The sequence below is a fragment of the Streptococcus sp. Z554 genome, from assembly GCF_053010305.1.
Map to the genome: position 1 here is coordinate 35,310 of NZ_JBRKNV010000006.1, position 23,000 is coordinate 58,309.

General features: G+C 39.7%; 33 protein-coding genes, 1 tRNA gene and 1 pseudogene. 16 read left to right on the forward strand and 19 right to left on the reverse strand.

Annotated features, from left to right (window positions below; genetic code table 11):
- Position 1 precedes the first annotated feature (1 nt).
- Both queA and ACVC7R_RS06310 read left to right on the forward strand, forming a co-directional pair.
- On the forward strand, positions 2 to 1,039 hold the full coding sequence (gene queA / locus ACVC7R_RS06305) for a tRNA preQ1(34) S-adenosylmethionine ribosyltransferase-isomerase QueA (RefSeq protein ID WP_447263985.1): 1,038 nt from the start codon (positions 2 to 4) through the stop codon (positions 1,037 to 1,039).
- Between the two features lie 201 nt (positions 1,040 to 1,240).
- The gene (locus ACVC7R_RS06310) at positions 1,241 to 1,798 is read left to right on the forward strand and encodes an ABC transporter substrate-binding protein (protein WP_447263986.1); all 558 of its coding nucleotides are present in this window, start codon (positions 1,241 to 1,243) and stop codon (positions 1,796 to 1,798) included.
- A gap of 446 nt (positions 1,799 to 2,244) precedes the next feature.
- Here the strand turns inward: ACVC7R_RS06310 and ACVC7R_RS06315 are convergent, their stop codons facing one another.
- Both ACVC7R_RS06315 and ACVC7R_RS06320 read right to left on the reverse strand, forming a co-directional pair.
- Complete coding sequence (locus ACVC7R_RS06315; protein ID WP_447263987.1) at positions 2,245 to 3,390, reverse strand: low temperature requirement protein A; 1,146 nt, start codon at positions 3,388 to 3,390, stop codon at positions 2,245 to 2,247.
- A gap of 163 nt (positions 3,391 to 3,553) precedes the next feature.
- A complete protein-coding gene (locus ACVC7R_RS06320; RefSeq protein WP_447263988.1) occupies positions 3,554 to 4,396 on the reverse strand; it encodes an aldo/keto reductase in 843 nt (280 codons plus the stop codon).
- Between the two features lie 81 nt (positions 4,397 to 4,477).
- Here ACVC7R_RS06320 and ACVC7R_RS06325 point away from each other — a divergent pair, with 81 nt between their 5' ends.
- A complete protein-coding gene (locus tag ACVC7R_RS06325) occupies positions 4,478 to 4,840 on the forward strand; it encodes a T6SS immunity protein Tdi1 domain-containing protein (protein ID WP_239822583.1) in 363 nt (120 codons plus the stop codon).
- 55 nt (positions 4,841 to 4,895) lie between these two features.
- Here ACVC7R_RS06325 and ACVC7R_RS06330 read toward each other — a convergent pair whose 3' ends face one another.
- From ACVC7R_RS06330 to ACVC7R_RS06355, 6 genes are all read right to left on the reverse strand, one after another.
- Positions 4,896 to 5,312 carry a helix-turn-helix domain-containing protein gene (locus ACVC7R_RS06330; protein ID WP_148130190.1) on the reverse strand — a complete coding sequence of 139 codons (417 nt, stop codon included), beginning with the start codon at positions 5,310 to 5,312 and terminating at the stop codon, positions 4,896 to 4,898.
- 28 nt (positions 5,313 to 5,340) lie between these two features.
- A complete protein-coding gene (locus ACVC7R_RS06335) occupies positions 5,341 to 5,784 on the reverse strand; it encodes a DUF1269 domain-containing protein (protein ID WP_223361914.1) in 444 nt (147 codons plus the stop codon).
- Positions 5,785 to 6,305: 521 nt separating this feature from the next.
- Positions 6,306 to 6,821, reverse strand: coding sequence for a DUF308 domain-containing protein (locus ACVC7R_RS06340; protein ID WP_021767032.1), 516 nt, complete (start codon positions 6,819 to 6,821; stop codon positions 6,306 to 6,308).
- Positions 6,822 to 7,044: 223 nt separating this feature from the next.
- Entirely contained in the window at positions 7,045 to 7,461 is a 417-nt protein-coding gene (locus ACVC7R_RS06345; protein ID WP_447264045.1) for a helix-turn-helix domain-containing protein, read from the reverse strand.
- A gap of 95 nt (positions 7,462 to 7,556) precedes the next feature.
- Positions 7,557 to 7,629: transfer RNA gene (locus ACVC7R_RS06350), tRNA-Lys, on the reverse strand.
- Between the two features lie 262 nt (positions 7,630 to 7,891).
- Positions 7,892 to 9,163 (reverse strand): replication-associated recombination protein A, encoded by a 1,272-nt coding sequence (locus ACVC7R_RS06355; protein WP_447263989.1) that lies wholly within the window; start codon positions 9,161 to 9,163, stop codon positions 7,892 to 7,894.
- A 275-nt stretch (positions 9,164 to 9,438) separates the two neighbouring features.
- Between ACVC7R_RS06355 and ACVC7R_RS06360 the strand changes: the two genes are divergently transcribed.
- Genes ACVC7R_RS06360 through ACVC7R_RS06370 form a run of 3 tightly spaced genes read left to right on the forward strand, consistent with a single transcriptional unit; the run spans position 9,439 to position 10,397 of the window.
- Positions 9,439 to 9,681: a hypothetical protein gene (locus ACVC7R_RS06360; RefSeq protein ID WP_447263990.1), complete on the forward strand. Its 243-nt coding sequence runs from the start codon at positions 9,439 to 9,441 to the stop codon at positions 9,679 to 9,681.
- A 35-nt stretch (positions 9,682 to 9,716) separates the two neighbouring features.
- Positions 9,717 to 10,037, forward strand: a complete 321-nt coding sequence (locus tag ACVC7R_RS06365) for a hypothetical protein (RefSeq protein ID WP_447263991.1) — start codon at positions 9,717 to 9,719, stop codon at positions 10,035 to 10,037.
- A gap of 33 nt (positions 10,038 to 10,070) precedes the next feature.
- Positions 10,071 to 10,397: a hypothetical protein gene (locus ACVC7R_RS06370; RefSeq protein ID WP_447263992.1), complete on the forward strand. Its 327-nt coding sequence runs from the start codon at positions 10,071 to 10,073 to the stop codon at positions 10,395 to 10,397.
- Positions 10,398 to 10,615: 218 nt separating this feature from the next.
- Here the strand turns inward: ACVC7R_RS06370 and ACVC7R_RS06375 are convergent, their stop codons facing one another.
- Positions 10,616 to 10,825, reverse strand: a complete 210-nt coding sequence (locus tag ACVC7R_RS06375) for a CPCC family cysteine-rich protein (protein ID WP_447263993.1) — start codon at positions 10,823 to 10,825, stop codon at positions 10,616 to 10,618.
- Between the two features lie 15 nt (positions 10,826 to 10,840).
- Positions 10,841 to 11,056 (reverse strand): hypothetical protein, encoded by a 216-nt coding sequence (locus ACVC7R_RS06380; protein WP_447263994.1) that lies wholly within the window; start codon positions 11,054 to 11,056, stop codon positions 10,841 to 10,843.
- 379 nt (positions 11,057 to 11,435) lie between these two features.
- Between ACVC7R_RS06380 and ACVC7R_RS06385 the strand changes: the two genes are divergently transcribed.
- Genes ACVC7R_RS06385 through ACVC7R_RS06405 form a run of 5 tightly spaced genes read left to right on the forward strand, consistent with a single transcriptional unit; the run spans position 11,436 to position 14,944 of the window.
- Positions 11,436 to 11,906 carry a DUF3013 family protein gene (locus tag ACVC7R_RS06385; protein WP_447263995.1) on the forward strand — a complete coding sequence of 157 codons (471 nt, stop codon included), beginning with the start codon at positions 11,436 to 11,438 and terminating at the stop codon, positions 11,904 to 11,906.
- A 9-nt stretch (positions 11,907 to 11,915) separates the two neighbouring features.
- On the forward strand, positions 11,916 to 12,344 hold the full coding sequence (locus tag ACVC7R_RS06390; RefSeq protein WP_447263996.1) for an NUDIX hydrolase: 429 nt from the start codon (positions 11,916 to 11,918) through the stop codon (positions 12,342 to 12,344).
- Entirely contained in the window at positions 12,345 to 13,241 is an 897-nt protein-coding gene (locus ACVC7R_RS06395) for a GIY-YIG nuclease family protein (protein ID WP_447263997.1), read from the forward strand. It abuts the gene before it with no gap.
- Between the two features lie 10 nt (positions 13,242 to 13,251).
- A complete protein-coding gene (gene prmA, locus ACVC7R_RS06400; RefSeq protein ID WP_447263998.1) occupies positions 13,252 to 14,202 on the forward strand; it encodes a 50S ribosomal protein L11 methyltransferase in 951 nt (316 codons plus the stop codon).
- Between the two features lies 1 nt (position 14,203).
- Positions 14,204 to 14,944: a 16S rRNA (uracil(1498)-N(3))-methyltransferase gene (locus ACVC7R_RS06405; protein ID WP_447263999.1), complete on the forward strand. Its 741-nt coding sequence runs from the start codon at positions 14,204 to 14,206 to the stop codon at positions 14,942 to 14,944.
- 148 nt (positions 14,945 to 15,092) lie between these two features.
- Here ACVC7R_RS06405 and ACVC7R_RS06410 read toward each other — a convergent pair whose 3' ends face one another.
- Complete coding sequence (locus ACVC7R_RS06410) at positions 15,093 to 15,857, reverse strand: (S)-acetoin forming diacetyl reductase (RefSeq protein WP_004250763.1); 765 nt, start codon at positions 15,855 to 15,857, stop codon at positions 15,093 to 15,095.
- Between the two features lie 180 nt (positions 15,858 to 16,037).
- On the opposite strand from ACVC7R_RS06410, the pseudogene ACVC7R_RS06415 reads away from it, so the two are divergent.
- A pseudogene (locus tag ACVC7R_RS06415) lies at positions 16,038 to 16,220 on the forward strand (oligoendopeptidase F); the annotation flags it as partial.
- 41 nt (positions 16,221 to 16,261) lie between these two features.
- Here ACVC7R_RS06415 and ACVC7R_RS06420 read toward each other — a convergent pair.
- Positions 16,262 to 16,651, reverse strand: coding sequence for a nuclear transport factor 2 family protein (locus ACVC7R_RS06420; RefSeq protein WP_447264000.1), 390 nt, complete (start codon positions 16,649 to 16,651; stop codon positions 16,262 to 16,264).
- A 150-nt stretch (positions 16,652 to 16,801) separates the two neighbouring features.
- On the opposite strand from ACVC7R_RS06420, the gene ACVC7R_RS06425 reads away from it, so the two are divergent.
- On the forward strand, positions 16,802 to 17,149 hold the full coding sequence (locus ACVC7R_RS06425; RefSeq protein WP_447264001.1) for a winged helix-turn-helix transcriptional regulator: 348 nt from the start codon (positions 16,802 to 16,804) through the stop codon (positions 17,147 to 17,149).
- A 145-nt stretch (positions 17,150 to 17,294) separates the two neighbouring features.
- The gene (locus ACVC7R_RS06430; protein ID WP_004250764.1) at positions 17,295 to 17,963 is read left to right on the forward strand and encodes an MIP/aquaporin family protein; all 669 of its coding nucleotides are present in this window, start codon (positions 17,295 to 17,297) and stop codon (positions 17,961 to 17,963) included.
- 217 nt (positions 17,964 to 18,180) lie between these two features.
- Here the strand turns inward: ACVC7R_RS06430 and queF are convergent, their stop codons facing one another.
- From queF to ACVC7R_RS06465, 7 genes are all read right to left on the reverse strand, one after another.
- Positions 18,181 to 18,672: a preQ(1) synthase gene (queF, locus tag ACVC7R_RS06435; RefSeq protein WP_000082589.1), complete on the reverse strand. Its 492-nt coding sequence runs from the start codon at positions 18,670 to 18,672 to the stop codon at positions 18,181 to 18,183.
- 18 nt (positions 18,673 to 18,690) lie between these two features.
- Positions 18,691 to 19,407, reverse strand: a complete 717-nt coding sequence (queE, locus tag ACVC7R_RS06440; protein WP_447264002.1) for a 7-carboxy-7-deazaguanine synthase QueE — start codon at positions 19,405 to 19,407, stop codon at positions 18,691 to 18,693.
- A complete protein-coding gene (queD, locus tag ACVC7R_RS06445) occupies positions 19,400 to 19,843 on the reverse strand; it encodes a 6-carboxytetrahydropterin synthase QueD (protein ID WP_447264003.1) in 444 nt (147 codons plus the stop codon). Before queD ends, queE begins: the two co-directional genes overlap by 8 nt.
- Positions 19,843 to 20,496 carry a 7-cyano-7-deazaguanine synthase QueC gene (queC, locus tag ACVC7R_RS06450; protein WP_004250769.1) on the reverse strand — a complete coding sequence of 218 codons (654 nt, stop codon included), beginning with the start codon at positions 20,494 to 20,496 and terminating at the stop codon, positions 19,843 to 19,845. The genes queD and queC overlap by 1 nt, the downstream gene beginning before the upstream one ends.
- Positions 20,497 to 20,698: 202 nt before the next feature.
- Positions 20,699 to 21,013, reverse strand: coding sequence for a thioredoxin (gene trxA / locus ACVC7R_RS06455; protein ID WP_001029581.1), 315 nt, complete (start codon positions 21,011 to 21,013; stop codon positions 20,699 to 20,701).
- 14 nt (positions 21,014 to 21,027) lie between these two features.
- Positions 21,028 to 21,249, reverse strand: coding sequence for a DUF4649 family protein (locus ACVC7R_RS06460; RefSeq protein ID WP_004250771.1), 222 nt, complete (start codon positions 21,247 to 21,249; stop codon positions 21,028 to 21,030).
- A gap of 95 nt (positions 21,250 to 21,344) precedes the next feature.
- Positions 21,345 to 21,725, reverse strand: coding sequence for a MarR family winged helix-turn-helix transcriptional regulator (locus ACVC7R_RS06465; protein ID WP_004250773.1), 381 nt, complete (start codon positions 21,723 to 21,725; stop codon positions 21,345 to 21,347).
- 179 nt (positions 21,726 to 21,904) lie between these two features.
- Between ACVC7R_RS06465 and ACVC7R_RS06470 the strand changes: the two genes are divergently transcribed.
- Both ACVC7R_RS06470 and ACVC7R_RS06475 read left to right on the forward strand, forming a co-directional pair.
- Positions 21,905 to 22,279: a CidA/LrgA family protein gene (locus ACVC7R_RS06470; protein WP_447264004.1), complete on the forward strand. Its 375-nt coding sequence runs from the start codon at positions 21,905 to 21,907 to the stop codon at positions 22,277 to 22,279.
- Complete coding sequence (locus tag ACVC7R_RS06475; RefSeq protein ID WP_447264005.1) at positions 22,276 to 22,971, forward strand: LrgB family protein; 696 nt, start codon at positions 22,276 to 22,278, stop codon at positions 22,969 to 22,971. Before ACVC7R_RS06470 ends, ACVC7R_RS06475 begins: the two co-directional genes overlap by 4 nt.
- Positions 22,972 to 23,000: the final 29 nt, after the last annotated feature.

The window sequence follows — 23,000 nt, forward strand, 5'->3', positions numbered from 1 at the left end:
AATGACGACATTAAATACAAATGATTTTGATTTTCACTTGCCGGAGGAATTGATTGCTCAGACTCCTTTGGAAAAGCGCGATGCCTCTAAACTCTTGATGGTCAATCGCAAAACAGGTGAATTTCAAGATCGCCACTTTCACTCCATTATTGAAATGCTAGAGCCAGGTGATGCCCTGGTTATGAATGATACCCGCGTTTTGCCAGCTCGACTTCATGGTCAAAAGGAAGAAACAGGGGGCCATGTTGAACTCTTGCTTTTGAAAAATACAGCAGGAGACGAATGGGAAGTCTTGGCAAAACCTGCCAAACGTCTCAAGGTCGGCACCCGTGTTATCTTTGGTGATGGTCGACTTAGCGCAGTCGTGATTGAGGAATTAACCCATGGTGGCCGTATTGTCCGTTTTGAGTATGAGGGGATTTTCCTAGAAGTGCTTGAAAGTCTTGGAGAAATGCCTTTGCCTCCTTATATTCATGAAAAATTGGATGACCGTGAACGTTACCAGACAGTCTATGCCAAGGAGAGTGGATCAGCAGCAGCCCCAACTGCAGGGCTACATTTTACCAAAGAATTACTAGAAGAAATCCAGCAAAAAGGGGTTCACCTAATCTACCTGACCTTGCACGTTGGACTTGGGACCTTTAGACCTGTTTCAGTAGATAATCTGGATGAGCACGAGATGCACTCAGAGTTTTATCAATTGTCTGAGGAAGCAGCAGCGACCTTGCGTCAGGTCAAAGAAAATGGGGGCCGTGTCATTGCGGTTGGGACCACCTCTATCCGTACACTAGAAACCATCGGAAGCAAGTTTGATGGGCAAATCCAGGCCGATTCTGGCTGGACCAATATCTTTATCAAACCAGGCTATGACTGGAAGGTGGTGGATGCTTTTTCTACGAATTTCCATTTGCCCAAGTCTACCTTAGTCATGCTTGTTTCAGCCTTTGCGGGCCGTGAATTGGTCCTCGAAGCCTACCAGCATGCTATCGATGAAAAATACCGTTTCTTTAGCTTTGGCGATGCCATGTTTATTTACTAAAAAGTAATGAAATAAAGACTAGAGATAGAAGGGCTAATTCCTGATTGGATTAGCCTTTTTTGATGTCAAATAGCTATTGAATTAAAAGCAAATAAATGATACACTGAAGACTACAGGTTAGCCGTCAAAAATATATGCAATTTCAGGCTAGCTATTTTAGACTCAGACTAAACTGGGTCATCATTTCAAAAGGAGATTATCATGAAAAAAACATTGCGTTACACTAGTCTTTCAGCCCTGGCCTTGTTGGCTGTGGTGGCACTTGTTGCTTGTGGAGGAAATACTGAAAAAACTACAGCATCTTCAAGCAAAGAGGCTTCATCCTCTAAAGTAACTAAGGAGTCATCAAGTAAAACAGAAGCTAGCCAAAAAGAGGAACAGAAGTCTGAGACGAGCACATCAAGTTCGGCAAACACTCAAACGGATAAGAAGGAAGATAAGCAAAAATCACAAGAAGCTTATGCTAAATTTGTAGGAACTTGGGAAAACTATGCAGGAACAACAGCAACAGTTACATCTGATGGAATTGTAACGATTCAAAGTTTAAATGGAACCTTTAAATATGAGATGGGTCAAGTAGAGGAAAAAGATGGCTACTACTTAACAGGTATCCATCTTGTCGGTGGTGGACAAGGTGCACGACTGATCTTCACCCCAGCTGGAGTTCAAAATGAAGTGACTGGTACAGACGGTAGCCAAGATGTTTTGGCAATCGGTCAATCACCAAGTGACAAGGATAGTCATTTTTACCGTAACTAAGAATGAAAAATAAGAAGTGAGTCATACTGATGGCTCACTTTTTGTATAAATAGATTCTGACCTTGACTAGAAAACGAATATAAAAAGCCTTGATTTTCAAGGCTTTTTCCTGTTGATTTAGATGCCCCCTGCATGGATTTGGAGAGGACTTTCATATTGAAAATAATCAAAAATGTTGAAGTATAAGTGATTTTTAGAAGATACTTGGAGCATTTTTAAATACAATTATTTCAAAATGGGGCAAAAGTGGGGCAAAAACAAATTAACGAAAAAAATATCGAGTTCGTGCATCAAGTAAATGATAAATTGCAAGAATAAGTGCAACATTTACTCGAACTCATCCTCTAGAGCTTCACTAGCAGTTCTGTAAGCTAAACATTTTCGTGGTCGGTGATTGATATCATATAAAGCCTTGGTTCCCAAAGCTTTTTTATGTTATAAACTCATTAAAAGAACCCCCAGTTAGATTTGGAATATTTTTTATTCTGTGTCACATAAAAATAAATAAAATGACTAGCTATAGCTAGAGTAAAAATGGTTGCAATACTCAACACTGTTATAGGATTAGAAGCGAAAAGCAAAGAGAGAATCAAGGCAGCCAGATAGAGTGTCGCTTGAGCACAGTAGTAACTTCTCGGATAGCGAAGATAGTTTTTGTTATAGGGCCCATTTGCTAGGACAGCAGCTTGGAAGAGGCCAATTCCGATATAAAAGAAGCTGATTGCAACGAGAAGATTAGCCTCGGGATTCAGGAGATAACCCATCGAAACTGTCATCAACATAAGCCCGATGAAAATAGGATAGTGACTATAAATTACAAATAATCCCTTTTGACTAGATCCTTCATCAATAGCATGGTCAAATTCGCCAAAATAAAACAAGAACAGGGAAAGCATGATAACGAAATTGAGAACCGAATAAATCGAGAAATTCTCGACTGTAAAGAAGCTAGCTAGCCCAACAACCATCTCTCCAAACGTAATAATCACAAGAAGGGAGACGCGCTCGATTAAATGGGGAAGATTTACCTGGAAATGCTCATCTTTAGTAATCAAGAAAATTGGCACAATAAATGTTAGCAGAATACTAGCAATAAAGATATAGACTCCAACGTAAATAGGAAAAAGAGCTGCCAGATAGACTCCTAAACTTCCTAGACCTGTTAACCATAGAAAACCTTTGATACTTTCCCGATCAGTATTATCGGTTGATTTTCTAAAAAATTCAACCAAATATTGAAAAAATAAGGTAAGGGTCAATGTACCAACAGCCCAACAGGTATAATAGAACCATTGTTGCCAATTGTATCCAATCATATTGGACATAAAGAGCATAAGTCCCATGTTGATAAACATGATTACCATGTTAAATAACGAGTTTGTTCCATAGCGATTGGTATAAATGGTTTGAATCATCCAGGAATTGATGATAACCATGACAGAGATGAAGAAATCAAGTAAAGAATCCCAAGCCACAACACCGCTATGAAGAGGGTGAATTAAAGCAGTTGCTTTTGAAATTGCAAAAACAAAAACTAGGTCATAAAAAAGTTCTGAAAATTCTACACGTTTATGCTTAATAAGAGTTGTCATATTAATACCTTTCTACTTTAGAAATACAATACATTATAACAGAAAATGGTAATGAAAGAAAAGGATATGCTTAAATAATTTCATGTGGCGCGAATTGTCAAAACCTTGACTTCTTTTGTCATTTACTTGAAAAAGCAACCCTGACGAGTTGATTAAAATCCTATTAAAAATTAACTTTGTCAGGATCATCCTGAGTTTTGATGCCTTGAATCTTATCCAAGACCGCCATATCTTCCTCTGATAAGTCGAAGCCGAAGATATCCAAGTTAGCTTTTATATTTTTAGGTGTCACAGACTTAGGTAGTGGCAAGAAACCTTTTTGAAGGCTCCAACGCAGAGCAACTTGTGCCACAGATTTACCGTTACGTTCAGCCACTGCTTCAACATCTTCATTTCCAAAAATACCACCTGTACCTAGTGGACTATAGGCTTCAAGAAGGATATCGCGCTCTTGGCAATAGGCAACTAAGTCTTTTTGGTCACAACCTGGAGCCAAGAGGATTTGATTGACATGTGGCACAATTTCAGCTGTTTCAAAAAGAGCTTCTAGGTGATGTTGCATAAAGTTAGACACACCGATAGCACGCACCTTACCTTCTTTGTAGGCTTCTTCCATTGCCTTCCAAGCGCCTGCATTACCAGACTTCCAAGCATCATTCTCACGAAGCGCCTTTGGATTAGGCCAATGGATAAGCAAAAGATCCAAATAATCCACACCAAGTCTTTCGAGAGACTCATCGATAGAAGTCTTAGCCAACTCGTAATCGTGCTTATCATTCCAAAGTTTGGTAGTTAGGAAAATATCCTCACGTGCCAAATCACTATCAGCAATCGCCTTACCTACAGAAACCTCGTTACCGTAAATTTGTGCGGTATCAATATGTGTGTAACCCGCCTTAAGTGCGAAGCTAACGCTGTTATAGGCTTCTTCGCCTTCAGCAATTTGCCAAGTTCCAAAACCAATTTTAGGAATAGTAACCCCATTTGCAAGTGTATATGTTTCCATGATTTTCACCTTATCTTTTTTTAATAGTACTATCTTAAAAAAGATAAGACAAAAATGCAAAGATTTGCTACGGCTATTATTATGAATAGTTCCTTACTTCTTTTTCCGCTGTTCGTAACAGCTTTTGGAGATATTATTACTTGGGAAGAGAATGAATTTGTTGGTATTGTAAAATACAATCTTCAAAACTGCGACATTATTATCAAGAGCTTGAAATATTTTCTTCAGTATTTAGATAACTCATATGTGACTGATAACTTTGAATTGGATTTATATAGACAGGCTGTGTTAAAACATGGTCCCTTGTCTTATAACCAATGTTTCGGTTTTGTTCCTTTACTAGCCTTGGGAGGCGTAAAAGATGTGGATCATATGGATAAGGTAAAAACCTTGGAACACATTTACCTCATGTACCAACTCACAGGCGGAGTGTTTGACGATTGATAATGAAGAATAAGATTTTACAATAGAAAAGCGAGGATATCCTCGCTTTTTTTATTTAATCTAATAGCTCCTTATTTTCAATTAAGAGTTCTAGTGGAGATTTTTCTCTTGCTTCAATAAAACCAGGTTCATATTGGGTATGAAGTGTTCTTTTCTGAGAAGTTGGGTCGATATACAACTCTTTTCCATCTTCTGTGTATAGTTGGTTGCCTCTTGTTAGGTAAAGTAAATCCTCTAAGTACTGTCCATCAGTATGTAGGAAATGCTCGATGTATTTGACAGCTTTTAAGATTTCACTTACTTTATCAGAGTATTCATTAGATTCAAGAACACTCTTTTCTAACTCAATCTCTTTGCTCGTTCCAAAGAGTTGGGTTGGAGTTGCATTAAAATATTCCGCTATCTTATCCAAATTTGCAAAGGTAGGATAGCTTTTTTGTTTTTCGTAATCAGAGATGGACTGTTTACCGATTCCTAATTACCTCAGTCTCTTCAGTCTGTTAATTTTTTTTCGAAAATTTCTCTTTAATACTAGCTTTCAATTTATCAAATTTTTCACGACGAGCTTCTTTTTTATCCGCAATTAAGCGAGCTTTAGCTTGATGCTCTAAATCTTCTTGAATTTTGAGAGCTGACTCTATCTCTGCCGCAACAGTAGCGACATCCCATCTAGCAATGTCAACCTGATACTTTTCAAAAATAGCATTTAAAACAGATTCATCATTTTCTTGTACAAGTGCAATAATAGCTACTTCGCCATTAGTCAACTTTTTACTAACGGTTGTAATTAATGCCGAATTGATCAATTCTTTGTCTGAACCAACGGAGGCGCCAATTGCTCCACCAGTAGCAAAACCAAAGAGAACACCTAGTGGTCCACCTAAAATTCCGATTAAACTACCAATTAATCCGCCTTCGAAATAATCATCTCCTAGGGAATTCATCAAATCAAAGCTATCTTTGACGTTAACAACACCATTTTCAGCTTTTACAATTGAAGCCTGAGCTAATTTTGTATTTTCAGTTTGAACAAACTGTTTTAATTCTGAAAAGCCTAAAAGGACTATACTGTAAGTGACAAAACAAAACAGGAGGATAGTCCAAATGAGCCACTTACATTAGTCCTGTGAAATACAGAACTAAATCCTTCACTTAAATTACTTGTCTAACTTTTTGGGGTCAGTACAAACAGTGCTTTTTTTGTTGAAATCGCAAAGAATCTAAGCTTTCTTTTTGCAGATAACATTCGCTCTTTTATTTTCGGTATGATTGAGTCGATGCCCCGTTCTCGACCGGTTATTATTGCAACTTATCGAATGCTAGAGCACTATGCCATCACTTTTTGGAAGAATACTTGGAGCAATTCTACGCAGAATGGAATGCGAAAAAGTGATAATTAAAGAGACAAAAAAGCTGAGAATATGATTTCCCAGCTTTTTTGAATGCGATAGAAATAGCAACTAGACTATTTACGAAAGACCTCAATAATGTAGGTGAAGCCAGTAACTAAAAATGCAAAGGCAATGACATAAACGACAAAGACACCTGTAGCCACTGGATTGAACAGAATCACTAGACCTAGTAAAAATTCAAGCAAGGCTACCCACGTGATATTGCTACCAATAATAGGGAAAATCAATCCTAGACGATTGCCTTTAAAGAAAGCAATAATGGCTTCTACAATTAACCAAATTCCTACAATGGTCGGAATGACGACCGGCAGGGTCAAAAAGCCATAAGCAACGAGGTAAAGAGCTAAGAGAAGACTAACAAATCCTTGGAAAAGATAAACAGGTGAGCGAAGCTCTTTTGGTGCAGAGAAATAGCCTAAAATAGCTGCTATAGAAGAAACCAGTAAATCAAATGCAATCCACCAGCTGTAAGCAACAAGATTAGCTACTGGGTTTGTAAATAGGAAAAGTCCTAAAAGGACAAAAACAACTCCTGCAAGGAATAGCAATAAACGATTAGAAAATTTCATTTCAATACCCCCTATATAGTATAGTATAGTTTGTTAATAAAACTATTGTAGTTATTTTTATAGAAAATGTCAATAAAATAAATAAACAATTTGGAAGTTTCAGTCTGACTTACAAAAAGAAAAGGAGTTTCCACTCCTTTTCACAGATTGAAGACAAAGTCCTTATAAAAGTGTCTTCTAAAGATTTTAACTTCAATCTGAAGCGAGGTTATCCTCGCTTTTTCTATTTATCAAACAATTCCTTATTTTCAATTAAGAGTTCTAGTGGAGATTTATCCCTTGCTACAATAAAACCAGGTTCATATTGGTTATGAAGTGTTCTTTTCTGAGAAGTTGGATCAATATACAACTCATCTCCATCTTCTGTGTATAGTTGGTTGCCTCTTGTTAGGTAAAGTAAATCCTCTAAGTACTGTCCATCAGTTTCTAGAAAATCTTCGATGTATTTGACAGCTTTTAAAATCTCACTTACTTTATCAGAGTATTCATTAGATTCAAGAACACTCTTTTCTAACTCAATCTCTTTACTAGTTCCAAAGAGTTGGGTTGGAGTTGCATTAAAATATTCTGCTATCTTATCCAAATTTGCAAAGGTAGGATAGCTTTTTTGTTTTTCGTAATCAGAGATGTTTGGAAAGATTGCTCATAAAAAAATGTGGGGCAAATGATGGGGCAAATCAGTTATAGACAAGCAAAAAAGCCTTATAAATCAAGGCTTTTTCCTGTTGATTTAGATGCCCCCTACAGGGCTCGAACCTGTGACCCATAGATTAAGAGTCTACTGCTCTACCAACTGAGCTAAGGAGGCAAATAAAAAGCTGTATTGGTGCCGAAACTTCACGGTTTGTATTGAACCCGCGCAATTAAGCAGGTGGGCAACTCGCTCTAACTGAAGCTGTTTCCGTGTGAGACGGCCTACATGCTGTTAGAAGACTTTTGTTTCCCTAATAATACAAAAAATAGTCGGTCAACACTTAAATGTGAAGTCGTACACCACAGCGTTTCTATGATTATATGATACCACTTTTTCAAAAAAAATCAAGGGAAAATTAAAAATTTTGAAAAGGATTTCACGAGTTTCGTAATTTATCAATGGTTTCCTTGCGTTGAGCCAGGGCCCGTTCGTATTTTCCACTATCTTCTGGAGAAAAGTAGTGATGGTCACGGATTTTTTCTGGCAAGTACTCTTGCTTGACCCAGTGGCCAGGATAATTATGTGGATAGAGATAATTTTGGGCGTTCCCTAGTTCCTTGCTACCGCTATAGTGACCATCTCGCAGGTGACGTGGGATTGGTAGGTGACCGGATGTTTTAAGGTCAGCTAGGGCCTTATCCATAGCCACATAGGCTGAGTTGGACTTGGGTGAAAGTGCCAGATCAATGACGACATTGGCAATGAGGATGCGGGCTTCGGGGAATCCGATCCTTTGCGCAGCATCTAAGGCAGTTACGGTATGAATCTGGGCTTCAGGATTGGCTAAGCCAATATCTTCATAAGCAATCACAGTCAAACGACGAGCTAGGCTAGGAAGGTCACCAGCCTCTATCAAGCGAGCAGCATAGTGGAGACTAGCGTCCACATCTGAACCGCGAATAGACTTTTGAAGGGCAGAAAGGACATCATAGTGTCCGTCTCCATCCTTGTCCATAGTGATGTAGCTTCTCTGAAGACTATTTTCCATGATATCCAGTGTAATATGGTGGATACCTTTGTCAGTAGCTGGAGTGGAGAGAACTGCCAAGTCCAGCGAGTTAAAGGCAGAACGGAGATCTCCGTTGGTCGATGTTGCTATAAAATCAAGGGCATCATCATCTAACTTAACTGGGAAATCAAAACCTCGTTCAGGATCTGTCAGGGCTATTTGAATGGCCTTTTTGACGTCTTGATTGGATAAGGGTTCTAATTCAAAAATCTGAACACGACTGCGGATGGCTGGAGTGACAGAAAAGAAAGGATTTTCAGTTGTCGCTCCTATCATGATAATCAGTCCACTTTCCAAGAGAGGCAAGAGGAAGTCTTGTTTAGTCTTATCAAGACGATGAATCTCGTCTAGTAGCAGTACAAGGCCACCTGAGAATTTAGCTTCCTCAGCGATTTCTTGGAGACGTTTTTTACTATCAACTGTCGCATTGAAGGTCCGAAAAGCATACTTGGTCGTTCCAGCGATGGCTGAAGCGATACTGGTTTTTCCGATACCCGGAGGTCCGTAGAGGATCATGGAGGACAGGCGGTTAGCCTCCACCATGCGGCGGATGATTTTTCCGGGTCCAACCAGATGCTCTTGACCGATAACCTGGTCAATGGTTTTGGGGCGCATACGAAGCGCGAGATTGTCTGTCATAGCAGTCCTTTCTAACATGGATTTTCTGATACGAATGTGGTAAGATGGTAGTACCTATTTTAGCATATAAGTCTTGAGATTTCATTTATTTATTTGATTTAAAGAAATGATGAATCATAAACTAGATAATATGAGTACGGTATTTGATTCCAATGAAGTTTAAGTCATAAGTAGGAAATTGGATTGACAAGTGTTTTGGTAAGTGATATCAAATCTAAACTGGATTTTACCTACAAATTTTATAGTCTAAAAATAACGGTTAAAGATAGAGTAAAATGGCAAAGATTGATAAACAGATGATTACTCTACGTAGATTAGAGGATAGTATTTCTAAGAGGCAATATTCTGTTGTAAGTGGGACTTGTAAAGGTATTGCAACGGTAGATAAGGTTACTTTAAAATACAGTTATCATGGAGACGATTTGGGACAATTCACTTTGTTTGTAAAGGATACCTTAACTAAAAGTATAAAGCTAGGGAAAGACTTACCGGAAAAATTCTCGCATGGTTTTGGTTAAAATGAAGGATTTTCCTGATTATATTTACAAGGGGGATGACTGACTTGTTTGAATTAAAGAGCATTGTTGGATTGGATGATTCAAAAAATAGTGTACTAGTAACATTAGTAGACGGTCGTTGTGCTTTAGTTGATTTGAAAAAAAGAGTTTTTGTTGTTGAAATCTTACTAGATTCTTTTTATAAATGGATGGAATTCCCAAATTCTCCCAGTAAGAATGATATAGAGTCTGTAAAAGAAATACTGGAACATCCAGAAAATGTAGGGTATGGACCTTTGGCTGAAGAATACATGGTGGATTCTAAAGTTAAGAGGGGCTTTGACCAAATGAAAAAAGAAGCGGGATATCATTACTAAATGAGGTATTTAATTTTAGAGAGTTAGTTTCAAATGGGATTTGATAAAGATTTTATTGATAAGGTTTTTTCTAGTGGAAAAGATAGAGTTAATAGAGCGATTTTTGTAAAGCCTGAAGAGCTTATTGAAATATCTGATGAAGATTTGAGTTATTTTGGTGAGGGGATCTTTTATTGTCTGCCTCGTAATCAGTACATAATGGATCATAAAGATGAAATTAGAAAAAAATATAAATTATCTAAAGAAATACCAAAAATAAACGGTATTTATTTACCAACTTTTTTAAAAATGAGGTCTTGGGATAGAATTAGGAAGACTAAACCGAGTTTGAAAGAAATTATAAACATGGTTGAAAAGTGAAATAGTGGCTATTTATTCTAAGAGGCTGGTCAAAAACTCAATTTTAGTAGAAAATAAGGTAAACCATTACATAACAAAGACGCATAGTATCAAGTTTTTCAATACCTGATACTATGCGTCTTTCTGATTTCAGAGACTTTTTTGCTCAGCCTCTTTGTATGTTTGTTAATTACTTCAATTGTTAAAATTTTATTTTCAAATTCTATTAATTTTTCCTTTTAGAGTATGGGTATTCCTTTTGTGTATGCTTCCTTAGCCTCTGCAAGTGTCATTTTGTTGGGACCGCCATCAATATTAGTTTCTCCAGTGTTTTGCCATTTACAAACATCACAGATATCATATACTGCTGTAACAGTTCCACAAACAGGACAATGGACGTATTCGCACCCGTCAATAATTATTAAATTGTCTTTCCCAGTCCTATTCATGCTACGAAACTCCTATCATTGTGTTGTAATGGCTTTAGTTAACTCTATTGCAGCGATTTCAGATTCATTAAATCCAATATATGGATGCTTATCTGTACTTATTGTAATTTCATCATAGAGTTCATTTTCAGTATCAAGTTTCCCTGTAAAACTATTACAATGTCCCTCTAAAACTTGACCGTCAACAAAAATAACTCTAATATCTTTTCCTAAATATTGTTCTAGATTCATAATTGATTTCCTTTTCAATATGATACTACAAATTGAGGTAAATTGCTAATGAATAAAAGGGTAGTAGATGCTAAAAAGTTGATTTGCAGTGCTGGTATCTCGTTTTCTGAAAGAAATGATTTGCTAGTCCCTTTGAGTTTTTTTGTTGATATTTTATGAATTTTCAAGAAAACTAAGTTGACCTTATGCCTTAAAGATTTTTAAAGAAAGCAAATGATATCAAGTTTTTTTGGGGCGCATACGAAGCGCGAGATTGTCTGGCATAGCAGTCCTTTCTAACATGGATTTTCTGATACGAATGTGGTAATATGGTAGTATCTATTTTAGCATATTTCCGAGTATTCGGGGCGATTTAAGAGTCGTATAGAAAGAGGACAACATGGCAACATACGGATTTTTAGATGTTTTACAGGAAGAGTTGGATAAGAACTTTCCTTTTGACTATGAGATTAGTTGGGACAAGCGCAATCATGCAGTTGAAGTGAGTTTTCTGCTAGAGGCGCAAAATGCTGCAGGGGTGGAGATGGTGGATGAGGAAGGAGAAGTGTCGTCAGACGATATCCTATTTGAAGAAGCGGTGCTTTTTTACAACCCTGCCAAGTCAACAGTTAATGCAGAAGACTATCTCACAGTCATCCCTTACCTGCCGAAGAAAGGTTTTTCTCGTGAATTTTTAGCTTATTTTGCGCTATTCCTTAAAGATACTGCAGAAGTTGGACTAGATGCCCTCATGGACTTTTTGGAAGACCCAGAAGCAGAAGAATTCGTCATGGAATGGAACCAAGAAGTCTTTGAAGAAGGGAAAGTCGGTTTGGAAGAAGGAGAATTTTACCCTTATCCGAGATATTAGGAGTCCAGCATGGAAATAGAAGTTACTGATTTCCAAGGTTGTAAGATTGCCTTGATTTGTGGGGATAAAATCCTGACTATCTTACGTGATGACAAACTAACCATTCCCTGGCCCAATATGTGGGAGCTACCAGGTGGTGGTCGTGAAGGGGACGAAAGCCCTTTTGAATGTGCGGCGCGTGAAGTTTTTGAGGAATTGGGGATTCATTTGACTGAAGATTGTCTGCTTTGGAGCAAGGTCTATCCTAGCATGCTCTATGAAGGTAGACAGTCAGTATTTATGGTTGGTCAGCTAAGCCAAGAACAGTTTGGCAATATCATATTTGGAGATGAAGGGCAAGCCTATAAACTGATGAACATTGAGGAATTTTTGACATCCAGTCAAGTAGTTCCGCAGTTGCAGGGGAGATTGAGGGATTATTTGGAGGAAGTAAGGTAGATGCCAAATCGTAGTAAGAATATCAATATGTTTCTCATGGATGGAGAAGTTACTGGGATAATTAAATGTACCTTGTCCAATTGGACAGGGGTGATTTATAAAATTCCTCGAATTCAATTGGCTGATTTAAAATCACGTGATGAAATGAAGCAAAGTGGCATTTATTTCCTATTTGGTCGTAATGAGGATAAGCAAAAGGATGTTACCTACATCGGGCAGGCGACGAATCGCAAAAATGGTGAAGGTGTCCTTTTACGTGTTCAGGAACATACTCGTGACAACCATGCAGATTATTTTAATGATGTCATTATTTTGACGACGCAGAATAACTCCTTTGGCCCCACGGAAATTAGTTACTTGGAAAATAAATTTACACAGCTGGCAAAGGACACGGGGCGCTTCATTGTAAAAAATGGGAATGAGCCCAATTCTGGGAATGTAACAGAAGAAAAGCAGTCAGAGTTAGATGAGGTTGTGGAAAACACTTTGATGATTGTAGGGACCTTAGGGTACCGAGTGTTTGTTCCTATGACCAAGAAAACAAATCAGAATGTTTCTGATGATAATTTAACTTATCTCTATCTAAAGCGAAAAACAAAGAAATCAAATCGAATGATTGAAGCTATCTGTGAACAGACTTCGGAGGGTTTTGTTGTTTTAGAAGGCAGTCAAGTTGATGAAGTTGATTCATCCGCAATACCAGCAAGTCTAAAAGAATTGCGTGAGGAATTAATCAAGTCAAATGTGATTAAAGATGGTGTTTTACAAGAAAAACAACTGTTCTCCAGTCCATCTTATGCAGCTGCTTTTGTGCTAGGAATGAATACGAATGGACGAACTGATTGGAAAAATAAGGACGGCAAGACTTTAAAAGAATTAGAAGAAATGGAGGGTTAAGGAGAATCAGATGGAAACATGGCAAGAGTTAAAAGTTACAGTCAAGCGTGAGGGAGAGGAGCTGGTCTCTAATCTCCTGATTGAGTTAGGTGCCCAAGGGGTAGTAATCGAAGACAGTATGGACTATGTGGGAAATGTGGACCGCTTCGGTGAGATTTTCCCTGAGGTCGAGCAACAGGAAGAAATCGTAGTGACCGCCTACTACCCTGAAACGGTTGATGTAGTGGCAGTGGAGACTGATTTGCAGGCTCGCTTGGCAGAATTGACAGATTTTATGGATTTGGGCGAGGTTAAGATTGGCACGACTGCCTTGGCTGAGGAAGACTGGGCGGATAACTGGAAGAAATACTATGAACCAGCCCGCATCACTCGTGACTTGACTATTGTGCCGTCATGGACGGACTATGAGGCTACTGCGGGAGAAAAGATTATCAAGCTGGATCCTGGTATGGCCTTTGGGACTGGAACACACCCGACGACTAAGATGAGTCTTTTTGCCTTGGAGCAGGTCCTTCGTGGTGGCGAAACAGTACTAGATGTGGGGACAGGTTCAGGGGTTCTTTCCATTGCCAGCTCTCTTCTGGGTGCCAAGGAAATCTTTGCCTATGATCTGGATGATGTGGCGGTTCGTGTCGCTCAGGAAAATATTGAGCTCAATCCGGGCATGGAAAATATCCATGTGGCGCCAGGCGATTTGCTCAAGGGAGTGGAGATTGAGGCAGACGTCATCGTGGCCAACATCTTGGCGGGTATTCTCATTCATCTAACGGATGATGCTTATCGTTTGGTCAAGGACGAAGGCTATCTTATCATGAGTGGCATTATTAAGGACAAGTGGGACATGGTGCGTGAGTCAGCAGAAGCGGCTGGATTTTTCCTCGAAACCCACATGATCCAAGGGGAGTGGAATGCCTGTGTCTTCAAGAAGACCAAGGATATTTCTGGTGTGATTGGAGGCTAGCATGCAGCAGTATTTTGTCAAGGGGAGTGCAATCTCACCTGTCACTATCGAGGACAAGGAAACCAGCAAGCACATGTTTCAGGTCATGCGCCTGAAGGAAAATGATGAGGTTACTTTAGTTTTTGATGATGGGATCAAGCGTTTGGCGCGCGTGGTAAATGTGGAAGCACGTCAGTTTGAGTTGGTTGAAGAATTAGCTGACAATGTAGAACTACCAGTCCAAGTGACCATTGCCTCTGGCTTTCCCAAGGGAGATAAGCTCGAGTTCATCACTCAAAAGGTGACGGAACTAGGTGCTAGTCAAATCTGGGCCTTCCCTGCCGACTGGTCAGTCGCTAAGTGGGACGGCAAAAAATTGGGCAAGAAAATCGAAAAACTAGAAAAAATCGCCCTTGGAGCAGCCGAGCAAAGCAAGCGGAATCTTGTCCCAAGCATTACCCTTTTTGAAAAAAAGGTAGACTTTCTAGCTCAGTTAGACCAGTTTGACCGCATCGTGGTGGCTTATGAAGAGTCAGCTAAAGAAGGAGAAAGTGCTGCTTTGATACAAGCAGTCACTGGTCTTGAAAAAGGAGCTAAGTTGCTCTTTATCTTTGGTCCAGAAGGTGGTTTATCCCCTGCAGAAATTGAAAGTTTTACAGCCAAGGGAGCAGTATTGGCAGGGCTTGGTCCTCGCATTCTAAGAGCAGAAACAGCACCACTTTACGCCCTATCAGCCATTAGTGTATTGGTAGAATTAGAGTGAAAATGAATACTTCTTCACTCTTCTATTCTGATACGGTCAATCAGATTATTGCTTATAGTGCAGAGTTAAGGGAATAAAAAAGGATTCCAATGTAGAATCACCAAATAAAAAATGAGGTTGGATTTAATCCAACCTCTTTTTTTTAATTTTAATGGAATTGCATACCACCATCGACGATAATGGTTTGACCTGTAATGTAGTTTGAATCTGGTCCAGCAAGGAAGCTAACCGCTGCAGCGACATCTTCTGGCTCAGATAGGCGTTTCAATGTAATATCTTTTGCGAATGTTTGCATACCCCATTCGTCGTCTTTTCCTGCATTTTTCCCAACTTCGTGAGCGATATCATACATCATTGGTGTTTTAACGATACCTGGAGCATACGCATTAACAGTGATACCTGAATCAGCTAAGTCACGTGCCAATGTTTGAGTAATACCACGAACAGCGAATTTTGTACCACCATAAACAGTCAAGTTTGGATTTCCGACAACACCTGCTTGAGAAGTAGCGTTGATGATTTTACCACCATGACCAAGTGCTTTGAACTGAGCTTGAGCAGCTTGTGCTCCCCAGATTACCCCACCAACGTTAATAGCAAAGGTACGATTGAACTGTTCTTCTGTAATCGTATCTAGAGGTGTAGTCGGAGCGACACCAGCGTTGTTTACCACAACGTTCAAGTCTCCGAAATGGTCTACAACTTTTTGGAAAGCTGCAGCAACCTCCGCTTGTTTAGACACATCTGCTACAACAGCTAAAGCATTCTCTGCTGACAACTCAGCAACTGCTTTTTCAGCTGTTTCAGCATTGTAGTCTAATACTCCAACCTTAAAACCATCTTGGACCAAGCGTTTTGCGATTGCAAAACCGATTCCTTGACCTGCACCTGTAACAATAGCTACTTTAGACATATGATTCCTCCTTTGGTATCCGTGATACCATTTAAACGTTCATAAAAGAACAGCAAAGGGTTATAAGTGAGTCGTGATAGGTTTCTAAAAGAAGTCCTATCGCTTTTTAGTATACACCTTTGTGAAATTTGTGTCAAACAAAGACTGGTTTTTGGGAAAATAAACCCTCTAAGAGTGAAAAAACTATCTGAGACTGGAGCTGAAGACTGGCTCAACCTCCTCAAATCAGGTGGTAGCAAGACACCACTTGAGTCTGCTATGATTATCGGAGCAGATATCTCAACTGATAAATCTCTCCGCGATACCATTCAGTTCTTGTCTGATATGGTTGATCAGATTATCTCCTACAGTGCTGAGTTATGAGTATAAGTAAAAACAGATTGGATTTTTCCAATCTGTTTTGCTTATCCCCAAAAGCTATCTTCTTCAGCTTGATCTGAAGAGAAGAGCCAAACTTCTTTGATTTTCCCGTCTTCAATACGGAAGAGGTCAATCCCGTTCATATTGAGTTCAGTACCATCAGCACGTGTTCCAAGAAAAGTAACATTAGCTGCGACAAAATCCTTATTATCAGAAACCCAATTTGTTATCACCTTAAAGGTTCCATTAGTTTTCTCAGCAAAAGTAGCTAGGTGAGATCCTAGTTGGTCCTTACCAACAACTGTACCAGATATACTATGAGTACCAGGTTGGTGCCAGATAATATCGTCTGCCATCGTTTCAAAGACACCAGGAAAGTCACCAGCAATTAAAGATTGGTTATAAGTATTGAAAATTTCTAAGTTTGTTGACATATATATTCTCCATTTCTTTTTTATGATATAATTGTAACAGTTACAAACAAAAAAACAAGTAGACACTTTTTTGATAGCTAGTATCAAAAGTAGTACTTTTATTGATACTAAAAGATAAATTTTTTTAAAAAAATAGAAAGAAGATATTTTATGACAAATAAAGTGAGTGAGTATGGTATTTGTCCATTTGCGACAACGCAGAGGGTTTTAACGGGGAAATGGGCACTGGTAATCATTTATCAGTTGAGTACGGGTACCAAACGATTTAAAGAATTGCAGAGATTATTGCCTGGGATTACTCAAACTATTTTGACACGTCATCTCCGTCAATTAGAAAAGGATAAGATTGTTCAACGAAAGGTCTATGCCGAAGTTCCACCACGAGTTGAGTACAGCTTAACTGAAATGGGGCAGGAATTCAAAGTTGTTTTAGATGCTGTCGAGAAATGGGGTCTGGATTATATCAAGTTGCTAAATGCTAGTGAGATAAGCGACTGATAAGCTCTATAGAGGAAATGTATTTTTCTGTTTAATTCCTCAATTAAAAGATAGTAAGGCAAACCATTATTTTCCAAGCACTTTTCTTGAAACCCTTTCCTTCTTCTGATAGACTAATACATAGTTTGAAAAAAGGAGACTTAATATGAAAAAATTTGTTGCTGAATTAATCGGTACTTTTATGCTTGTGTTCATCGGAACAGGAGCTGTTGTTTTTGGAAATGGTGTTGAAGGTCTTGGACACCTTGGAATTGCTCTTGCCTTTGGTTTGGCAATCGTAGTTGCAGCTTTCTCAATCGGAACTGTTTCAGGTGCTCACTTGAACCCAGCTGTTTCTATCGCTATGTTTGTTAACAAACGTTTGTCATCTTCAGAACTTGTAAACTACATCCTTGGTCAAGTAGTCGGTGCTTTCCTTGCATCAGGATCTGTGTTCTTCCTCTTGGCAAATTCAGGAATGTCAACTGCAAGTCTTGGTGAAAATGCCTTGGCAAACGGTGTAACTGTCTTTGGTGGTTTCTTGTTTGAAACAATCGCTACTTTCTTGTTTGTTTTGGTTATCATGACTGTAACTTCAGCAAGCAAAGGGAATGGCGCAATCGCTGGTTTGGTGATTGGTTTGTCATTGACAGCTTTGATTCTAGCTGGCTTAAACATCACTGGACTTTCAGTAAACCCAGCTCGTAGCTTGGCTCCTGCTGTATTGGTAGGTGGCGCAGCGCTTCAACAAGTTTGGATTTTCATCCTTGCACCAATCGTTGGTGGAGTTCTTGCAGCCCTTGTTGCTAAAAACTTCCTTGGAACTGAAGAATAATTGAAGCTTAAAAAGCCTTGCTCCTCAGCTTGAGGAACAGGGCTTTTTCGTATTATACTCTTCGAAAATCTCTTCAAACCACGTCAGCTTCCATCTACAACCTCAAAACAGTATTTTGAGCTGACTTCGTCAGTTCTATCCACAACCTTAAAACAGTGTTTTGAGCAACCTTCGGTTAGCTTCCTAATTTGTTCTTTGATTTTCATTGAGTATGAGTTTAACGGTTGTCAATTTTCTCTGGATAAAGGTCGTGTTGGAAGAGGCGTTGTTCTGCCAATCCTTCATACTTGGTTCCAGGTCTACCGTAGTTGTAGTAGGGATCGATTGAAATGCCACCGCGAGGTGTAAATTTTCCCCAGACTTCTAAATAGCGAGGGTCTAGCAAGTTGACCAAGTCTTTCCCGATAGTGTTGATACAGTTTTCATGAAAATCTCCATGGTTTCGGTAGCTAAAGAGGTAGAGTTTGAGGGATTTTGACTCGACACAGAGCTTGTCAGGAATGTAGGAAATATAAATGGTTGCGAAGTCTGGTTGAGCGGTAATAGGGCAAAGTGAGGTAAATTCAGGGCAGTTAAATTTGATGAAATAGTCATTTTCTACATGACGATTGTCAAAGGATTCGAGGACTTCGGGTTGATATTCGAAAATGTAGTTGGTTTCTTTGTTGCCGAGGAGGCTGAGGTTTTTCATTTCTTCTTGTTGTGACATGATTTTTTCTTTCTAATCTTAAACACCACGTTGGTTGTCGTAGAGGAGGGTATGGAGTTGAGGAAGGACGCGGACATTGCCCCAGCTATCGTCGGTAGCGACACGTTCCCAGAGTTCTTTGAGGCGATCCAGTTGGTCTTGGACAATATTGCCTGTAGCCTTGGGCTCAGGATTTCCCGCCGATAAGAAGAGGACATCTGGTTGGTAGCGTTCTTGAATACCTTTGGCAAAGGCTAGATCTGCATCATCAAAGACAGGGATTTTAAAGGTGACTTTGTCTGGGTCTAGTTGGGAAACGATAAAGTCCAAGGTCTCAAAGTTGACTTCCATCTTGGAGGAAGGAGGCTTAGGACTCAGAGTGACTTGGTCGATATCTTTTAACCAATTTTGCCAGCGGGAGCCTTGGGTCTCAACAGCAAGAGTGATACCACGTTCCTTGAGCTTGGTGACAAGTTGAGCCATATTGGCTGCTAGGATAGCAGGATTTCCCCCAGATAGGGTGACATAGTCGTAGCTTCCTAGTTTGTCTAACTCAGCGATCACTTCATCAGCTGTCATGCGAGTAGGCTTCTCAGAACCATCCCAAGTAAAGGCAGAATCGCACCAATCGCAGTGGTAGTCACAACCAGCAGTGCGGACAAACATGGTTTTCTGGCCAATAGCACGACCTTCGCCTTGAAAGGTTGGGCCAAAAATTTCCAAAACTGGTAGTTTGAGGACACGTTCCCTAGTCATCTAACCACTCCCGTCTAAACTCTGCAAAGGCAGTCGGAGTTTCATAGAGGCGAACATATTCCAAACGGAGACCGCGTTCGTCTGGCAACTCTTGGCTCATGGTTTGGAAAATCCAGTAAACCATATTTTCAGCAGTCGTATTCATGTAGGGCAGGGTTTCATTGAGATAGCGATGATCCAAGTGGGGCTCTAAGTAGTCCTTGTAGATAGCTTTGATGTCTCCGAAATCGTAGGTCATACCTCTATCATCTAAAAATCCACTGATAGCGATTTGCAGATGATAGGTGTGACCGTGTAGGGATTTGCATTTTCCTTCATAGTGAAAGAGGTGGTGGGCAGCATCGAAGGTAAATTCTTTTGAGACTAAGGTTCTGTGAGGATTGTAGACAAGAGATTCCCCAGTTTCTTGTTTGATTTCTTTGGGGGCAAAAAACATCAGGCCTCTCCTTTCTGAGAGAGATAAACCTCTAAACCATGTTGGCGTAGATGGCAGGCAGGACAATCTCCACAACCAGTACCGATAATCCCATTGTAGCAGGTCAAGGTCTTCTCACGAACGTAGTCAAAGGCACCGAGTTGGTCAGCTAATTCCCAAGTTTCAGCCTTGTCTAGCCACATGAGAGGCGTTTGGATCACAAAGTCGTAATCCATAGCAAGGTTGAGCGTGACATTGAGTGATTTGACAAAGACATCCCGACAGTCAGGATAACCTGAGAAGTCTGTTTCGCACACTCCTGTCACGATATCCGTAATTCCACGCTGCTTGGCAAGGACTGCCGCAAAGGACAGAAAGAGATGATTGCGACCGTCAACGAAGGTATTAGGAACCTCTCCTTCTTTTTGCTCAATTTCTAAATCTGAAGTCAAGGCATTTTCAGTAATTTGTCCTAGCAGAGACATATCTAGGATATGATGACGAATTCCTTGTTCCTCAGCGATTTCTTTGGCCACTTGAATTTCTAAATGGTGGCGTTGACCGTAGGCAAAGGTAACGGCTTCGACCCTTTCATAGTGTTGCTTGGCCCAGAAAAGGCAGGTTGTTGAATCTTGACCGCCACTAAAGACGACCAAGGCTGATTGACGTTTCATAGTACTCCTTCCAAAATGGGAAATGTTCAGAGCACGCAAAAAGCTCCCCAGAGGGAGCTAAAAAATACCAAGTAGAGGTTTTTTTTAGCGATGGCATGTCCCAAACATCGTAATATTCTAGTTACAGTCTAGCATATTTTTTGAAAAATGGCAAAGGGCAAGAAAAAAGAGACCAAATGAATGCACTTGGTCTCTCCTTTGATTAGCTTAATTCAGCAACGATGGCCTTGATTTGTTCAGCTGTGTGGACACCAGCCACTTGTTTAACAACTTGTCCATCTTTCTTGAAGAGAAGAGTAGGGATAGACATGATACCAAATGCACGAGCTGTATTCGGATTTTCGTCAACGTCCATTTTAACGATCTTCAAGACATCTTCTGAAAGTTCTTCAGACAATTTGTCCAAGATTGGACCTTGCATACGACATGGACCACACCAAGTTGCCCAGAAGTCTACCAAGACCAATCCGTCTTTAGTTTCTTGTTCGAATGTTGCATCTGTAATTGCTTTTGCCATAGTATTTCTCCTTTTTAATTATATTGGCTTAAATCTTGTTTCATGAGATAGAAGAAAACATCTCCATAAGTCCCATGGTAGTCCAAATCATGCCCCTTGTAGGTTACTTTTTGGACAGGGTAGTAGTCTGCGACACCAATCAGGCAGGCATGTTGAGAACGTTCAAATTCTTCGTATGACTCGAAGGTCATGGTTCTCTCTTGCTTGCTGGCATCAAGATAAGTGATTTCAATCATAGGATTCTCCTTTGCTAAATCATATCTTCATTTTACTCCTTGGAAAAAGGAATGTCAAGAAAATTGCTTGCGCACGCAAGTTTTTTGTAAAAATTTTAGGAAAGCCAACTTGCTTTTGTTTCAAGGCTTTCTTCTACAGCTTTTTGTAGATAGGCAAGAGTTGTCTGACCCTCCTTAGTGAGGCAGATAAAACTAGCTCGCTTATCCTGGTCACAACATCTCCGACTAAGTAAACCGCAGTTTTTGGCTTCTAAGCGTGCCACCATTCGTGATACAGCACTTGGACTCAGATGGAGTTTGTCAGGCAGGTCAATCTGTCTCAAAGATTTTTCTTGAGCCTGATTTAAAAAGTGCAAGAGATAGAATTCTTTGAGCGTTAGGCTTTGGTCACTCTGTTCAGCAATCGTTTGCTCTAAAAGAGCTTCTAGCTCTACTTGTCGGCGGTTGAAGTCAAACCATTTTTCTAAGTAAGTCATATCAATCTCCTTTCTATATGGTAGTTATAAACAGATTGCCTATCTGAGATGCTTGCGCACGCAATTAGTATACAACTTTTTGGAATAGATAGCAAGAAGGATGTTTCTTGTGTATTTCCTTGAAATTTTCAGAAAAAGGAGTAAACTGGTATGCAGAAAGTCTATTTTTGGAGAATACGATGAAGTTATATGTTCAGTTAATGATTTTATTTGTGATTTCTTTAATCGGTGAGGGAATTTCCGTTTTTTTCCATTTGCCGATTCCGGGTAGTATTATTGGCTTGATTATCCTTTTTTTAGCCTTGCAGTTTAAGTGGTTGCGGGTACGTCATGTCAACATGGTTGGGAATTTTCTCCTAGCTAATATGACTATCCTCTTTCTACCTCCTGCAGTTGGGATTATGGAGAAATTTGATGTGATTGCTCCCTATTTATTGCCCATTGTCTTGATTGTCTTTTTTGCAGCAGTTATCAATATTATCTTGATTGCGCTGGTCGTTCAGTTTATCAAAAAGCGTTATGAAGGAGATTACGAAGAAAGAGGTGTCAAATGAGCGAATTTGTATCCAATCCACTATTTGGGATAGCCTTGTCCATTTTGGCTTACCTTGGAGGCATGATTATCTTTAGAAGGTATCCTCACCCTCTAACAACTCCCTTACTCTTAGCGACTTTATTTATCATTGCTTTTCTAAAACTGACGGGTATTTCTTATGCTGCTTATTATCAAGGTGGGATTTATCTTAATAACTTGATTGTTCCCTCAACAGTAGCCCTAGGGATTCCTCTTTATAAGAGCTTTCACCTCATGAAGCACCATGTTAGAAGTATTTTACTCAGTAGTTTCTTAGCGGTTGTTGTGAATACAGTTTTTACAGCTTTCGTTGCAAAATTCTTCGGTATGGATTTCTTCTTGGCGATTTCGCTTTTCCCAAAGTCTGTAACGACGGCTATGGCAGTTGGAATTACGGATAAGCTACAAGGGATAGCGACGATCACCTTGGTAGTTGTGGTAGCAACTGGCATTTTGACTAGCGTTATCGGGCCAACACTCTTGAAATGGCTAAAAATTGACGACCCAGTAGCCGCAGGTCTTGCTCTTGGAGGAACTGGCCACGCAGTCGGTACTGGGACAGCATTTCACTACGGATCAGTAGCTGGCGCCATGGCTGGCTTAGCAATCGGTGTAACAGGTTTACTTTACGTATTTGTCAGTCCTATTGTAGCCAATTTGATTTTGAGTTAAAAACTAAGAATGTTTCATTTATTTGGGTA

Coding starts and splice junctions, on each gene's coding strand:
- queE (WP_447264002.1), bottom strand. CDS start 19,407: ATGACTAGGGAACGTGTCCTCAAACTACCAGTTTTGGAAATTTTTGGC.
- queF (WP_000082589.1), bottom strand. CDS start 18,672: ATGTCACAACAAGAAGAAATGAAAAACCTCAGCCTCCTCGGCAACAAA.
- ACVC7R_RS06315 (WP_447263987.1), bottom strand. CDS start 3,390: ATGACAACTCTTATTAAGCATAAACGTGTAGAATTTTCAGAACTTTTT.
- ACVC7R_RS06320 (WP_447263988.1), bottom strand. CDS start 4,396: ATGGAAACATATACACTTGCAAATGGGGTTACTATTCCTAAAATTGGT.
- ACVC7R_RS06325 (WP_239822583.1), top strand. CDS start 4,478: ATGAATAGTTCCTTACTTCTTTTTCCGCTGTTCGTAACAGCTTTTGGA.
- ACVC7R_RS06475 (WP_447264005.1), top strand. CDS start 22,276: ATGAGCGAATTTGTATCCAATCCACTATTTGGGATAGCCTTGTCCATT.
- ACVC7R_RS06410 (WP_004250763.1), bottom strand. CDS start 15,857: ATGTCTAAAGTAGCTATTGTTACAGGTGCAGGTCAAGGAATCGGTTTT.
- prmA (WP_447263998.1), top strand. CDS start 13,252: ATGGAAACATGGCAAGAGTTAAAAGTTACAGTCAAGCGTGAGGGAGAG.
- trxA (WP_001029581.1), bottom strand. CDS start 21,013: ATGGCAAAAGCAATTACAGATGCAACATTCGAACAAGAAACTAAAGAC.
- ACVC7R_RS06385 (WP_447263995.1), top strand. CDS start 11,436: ATGGCAACATACGGATTTTTAGATGTTTTACAGGAAGAGTTGGATAAG.
- queC (WP_004250769.1), bottom strand. CDS start 20,496: ATGAAACGTCAATCAGCCTTGGTCGTCTTTAGTGGCGGTCAAGATTCA.
- ACVC7R_RS06390 (WP_447263996.1), top strand. CDS start 11,916: ATGGAAATAGAAGTTACTGATTTCCAAGGTTGTAAGATTGCCTTGATT.
- ACVC7R_RS06365 (WP_447263991.1), top strand. CDS start 9,717: ATGACTGACTTGTTTGAATTAAAGAGCATTGTTGGATTGGATGATTCA.
- ACVC7R_RS06395 (WP_447263997.1), top strand. CDS start 12,345: ATGCCAAATCGTAGTAAGAATATCAATATGTTTCTCATGGATGGAGAA.
- ACVC7R_RS06340 (WP_021767032.1), bottom strand. CDS start 6,821: ATGAAATTTTCTAATCGTTTATTGCTATTCCTTGCAGGAGTTGTTTTT.
- ACVC7R_RS06310 (WP_447263986.1), top strand. CDS start 1,241: ATGAAAAAAACATTGCGTTACACTAGTCTTTCAGCCCTGGCCTTGTTG.
- ACVC7R_RS06425 (WP_447264001.1), top strand. CDS start 16,802: ATGACAAATAAAGTGAGTGAGTATGGTATTTGTCCATTTGCGACAACG.
- ACVC7R_RS06405 (WP_447263999.1), top strand. CDS start 14,204: ATGCAGCAGTATTTTGTCAAGGGGAGTGCAATCTCACCTGTCACTATC.
- ACVC7R_RS06370 (WP_447263992.1), top strand. CDS start 10,071: ATGGGATTTGATAAAGATTTTATTGATAAGGTTTTTTCTAGTGGAAAA.
- ACVC7R_RS06420 (WP_447264000.1), bottom strand. CDS start 16,651: ATGTCAACAAACTTAGAAATTTTCAATACTTATAACCAATCTTTAATT.
- queD (WP_447264003.1), bottom strand. CDS start 19,843: ATGTTTTTTGCCCCCAAAGAAATCAAACAAGAAACTGGGGAATCTCTT.
- ACVC7R_RS06360 (WP_447263990.1), top strand. CDS start 9,439: ATGGCAAAGATTGATAAACAGATGATTACTCTACGTAGATTAGAGGAT.
- ACVC7R_RS06380 (WP_447263994.1), bottom strand. CDS start 11,056: ATGAATCTAGAACAATATTTAGGAAAAGATATTAGAGTTATTTTTGTT.
- ACVC7R_RS06355 (WP_447263989.1), bottom strand. CDS start 9,163: ATGACAGACAATCTCGCGCTTCGTATGCGCCCCAAAACCATTGACCAG.
- ACVC7R_RS06375 (WP_447263993.1), bottom strand. CDS start 10,825: ATGAATAGGACTGGGAAAGACAATTTAATAATTATTGACGGGTGCGAA.
- ACVC7R_RS06465 (WP_004250773.1), bottom strand. CDS start 21,725: ATGACTTACTTAGAAAAATGGTTTGACTTCAACCGCCGACAAGTAGAG.
- ACVC7R_RS06460 (WP_004250771.1), bottom strand. CDS start 21,249: ATGATTGAAATCACTTATCTTGATGCCAGCAAGCAAGAGAGAACCATG.
- ACVC7R_RS06335 (WP_223361914.1), bottom strand. CDS start 5,784: ATGAATTCCCTAGGAGATGATTATTTCGAAGGCGGATTAATTGGTAGT.
- ACVC7R_RS06470 (WP_447264004.1), top strand. CDS start 21,905: ATGAAGTTATATGTTCAGTTAATGATTTTATTTGTGATTTCTTTAATC.
- queA (WP_447263985.1), top strand. CDS start 2: ATGACGACATTAAATACAAATGATTTTGATTTTCACTTGCCGGAGGAA.
- ACVC7R_RS06430 (WP_004250764.1), top strand. CDS start 17,295: ATGAAAAAATTTGTTGCTGAATTAATCGGTACTTTTATGCTTGTGTTC.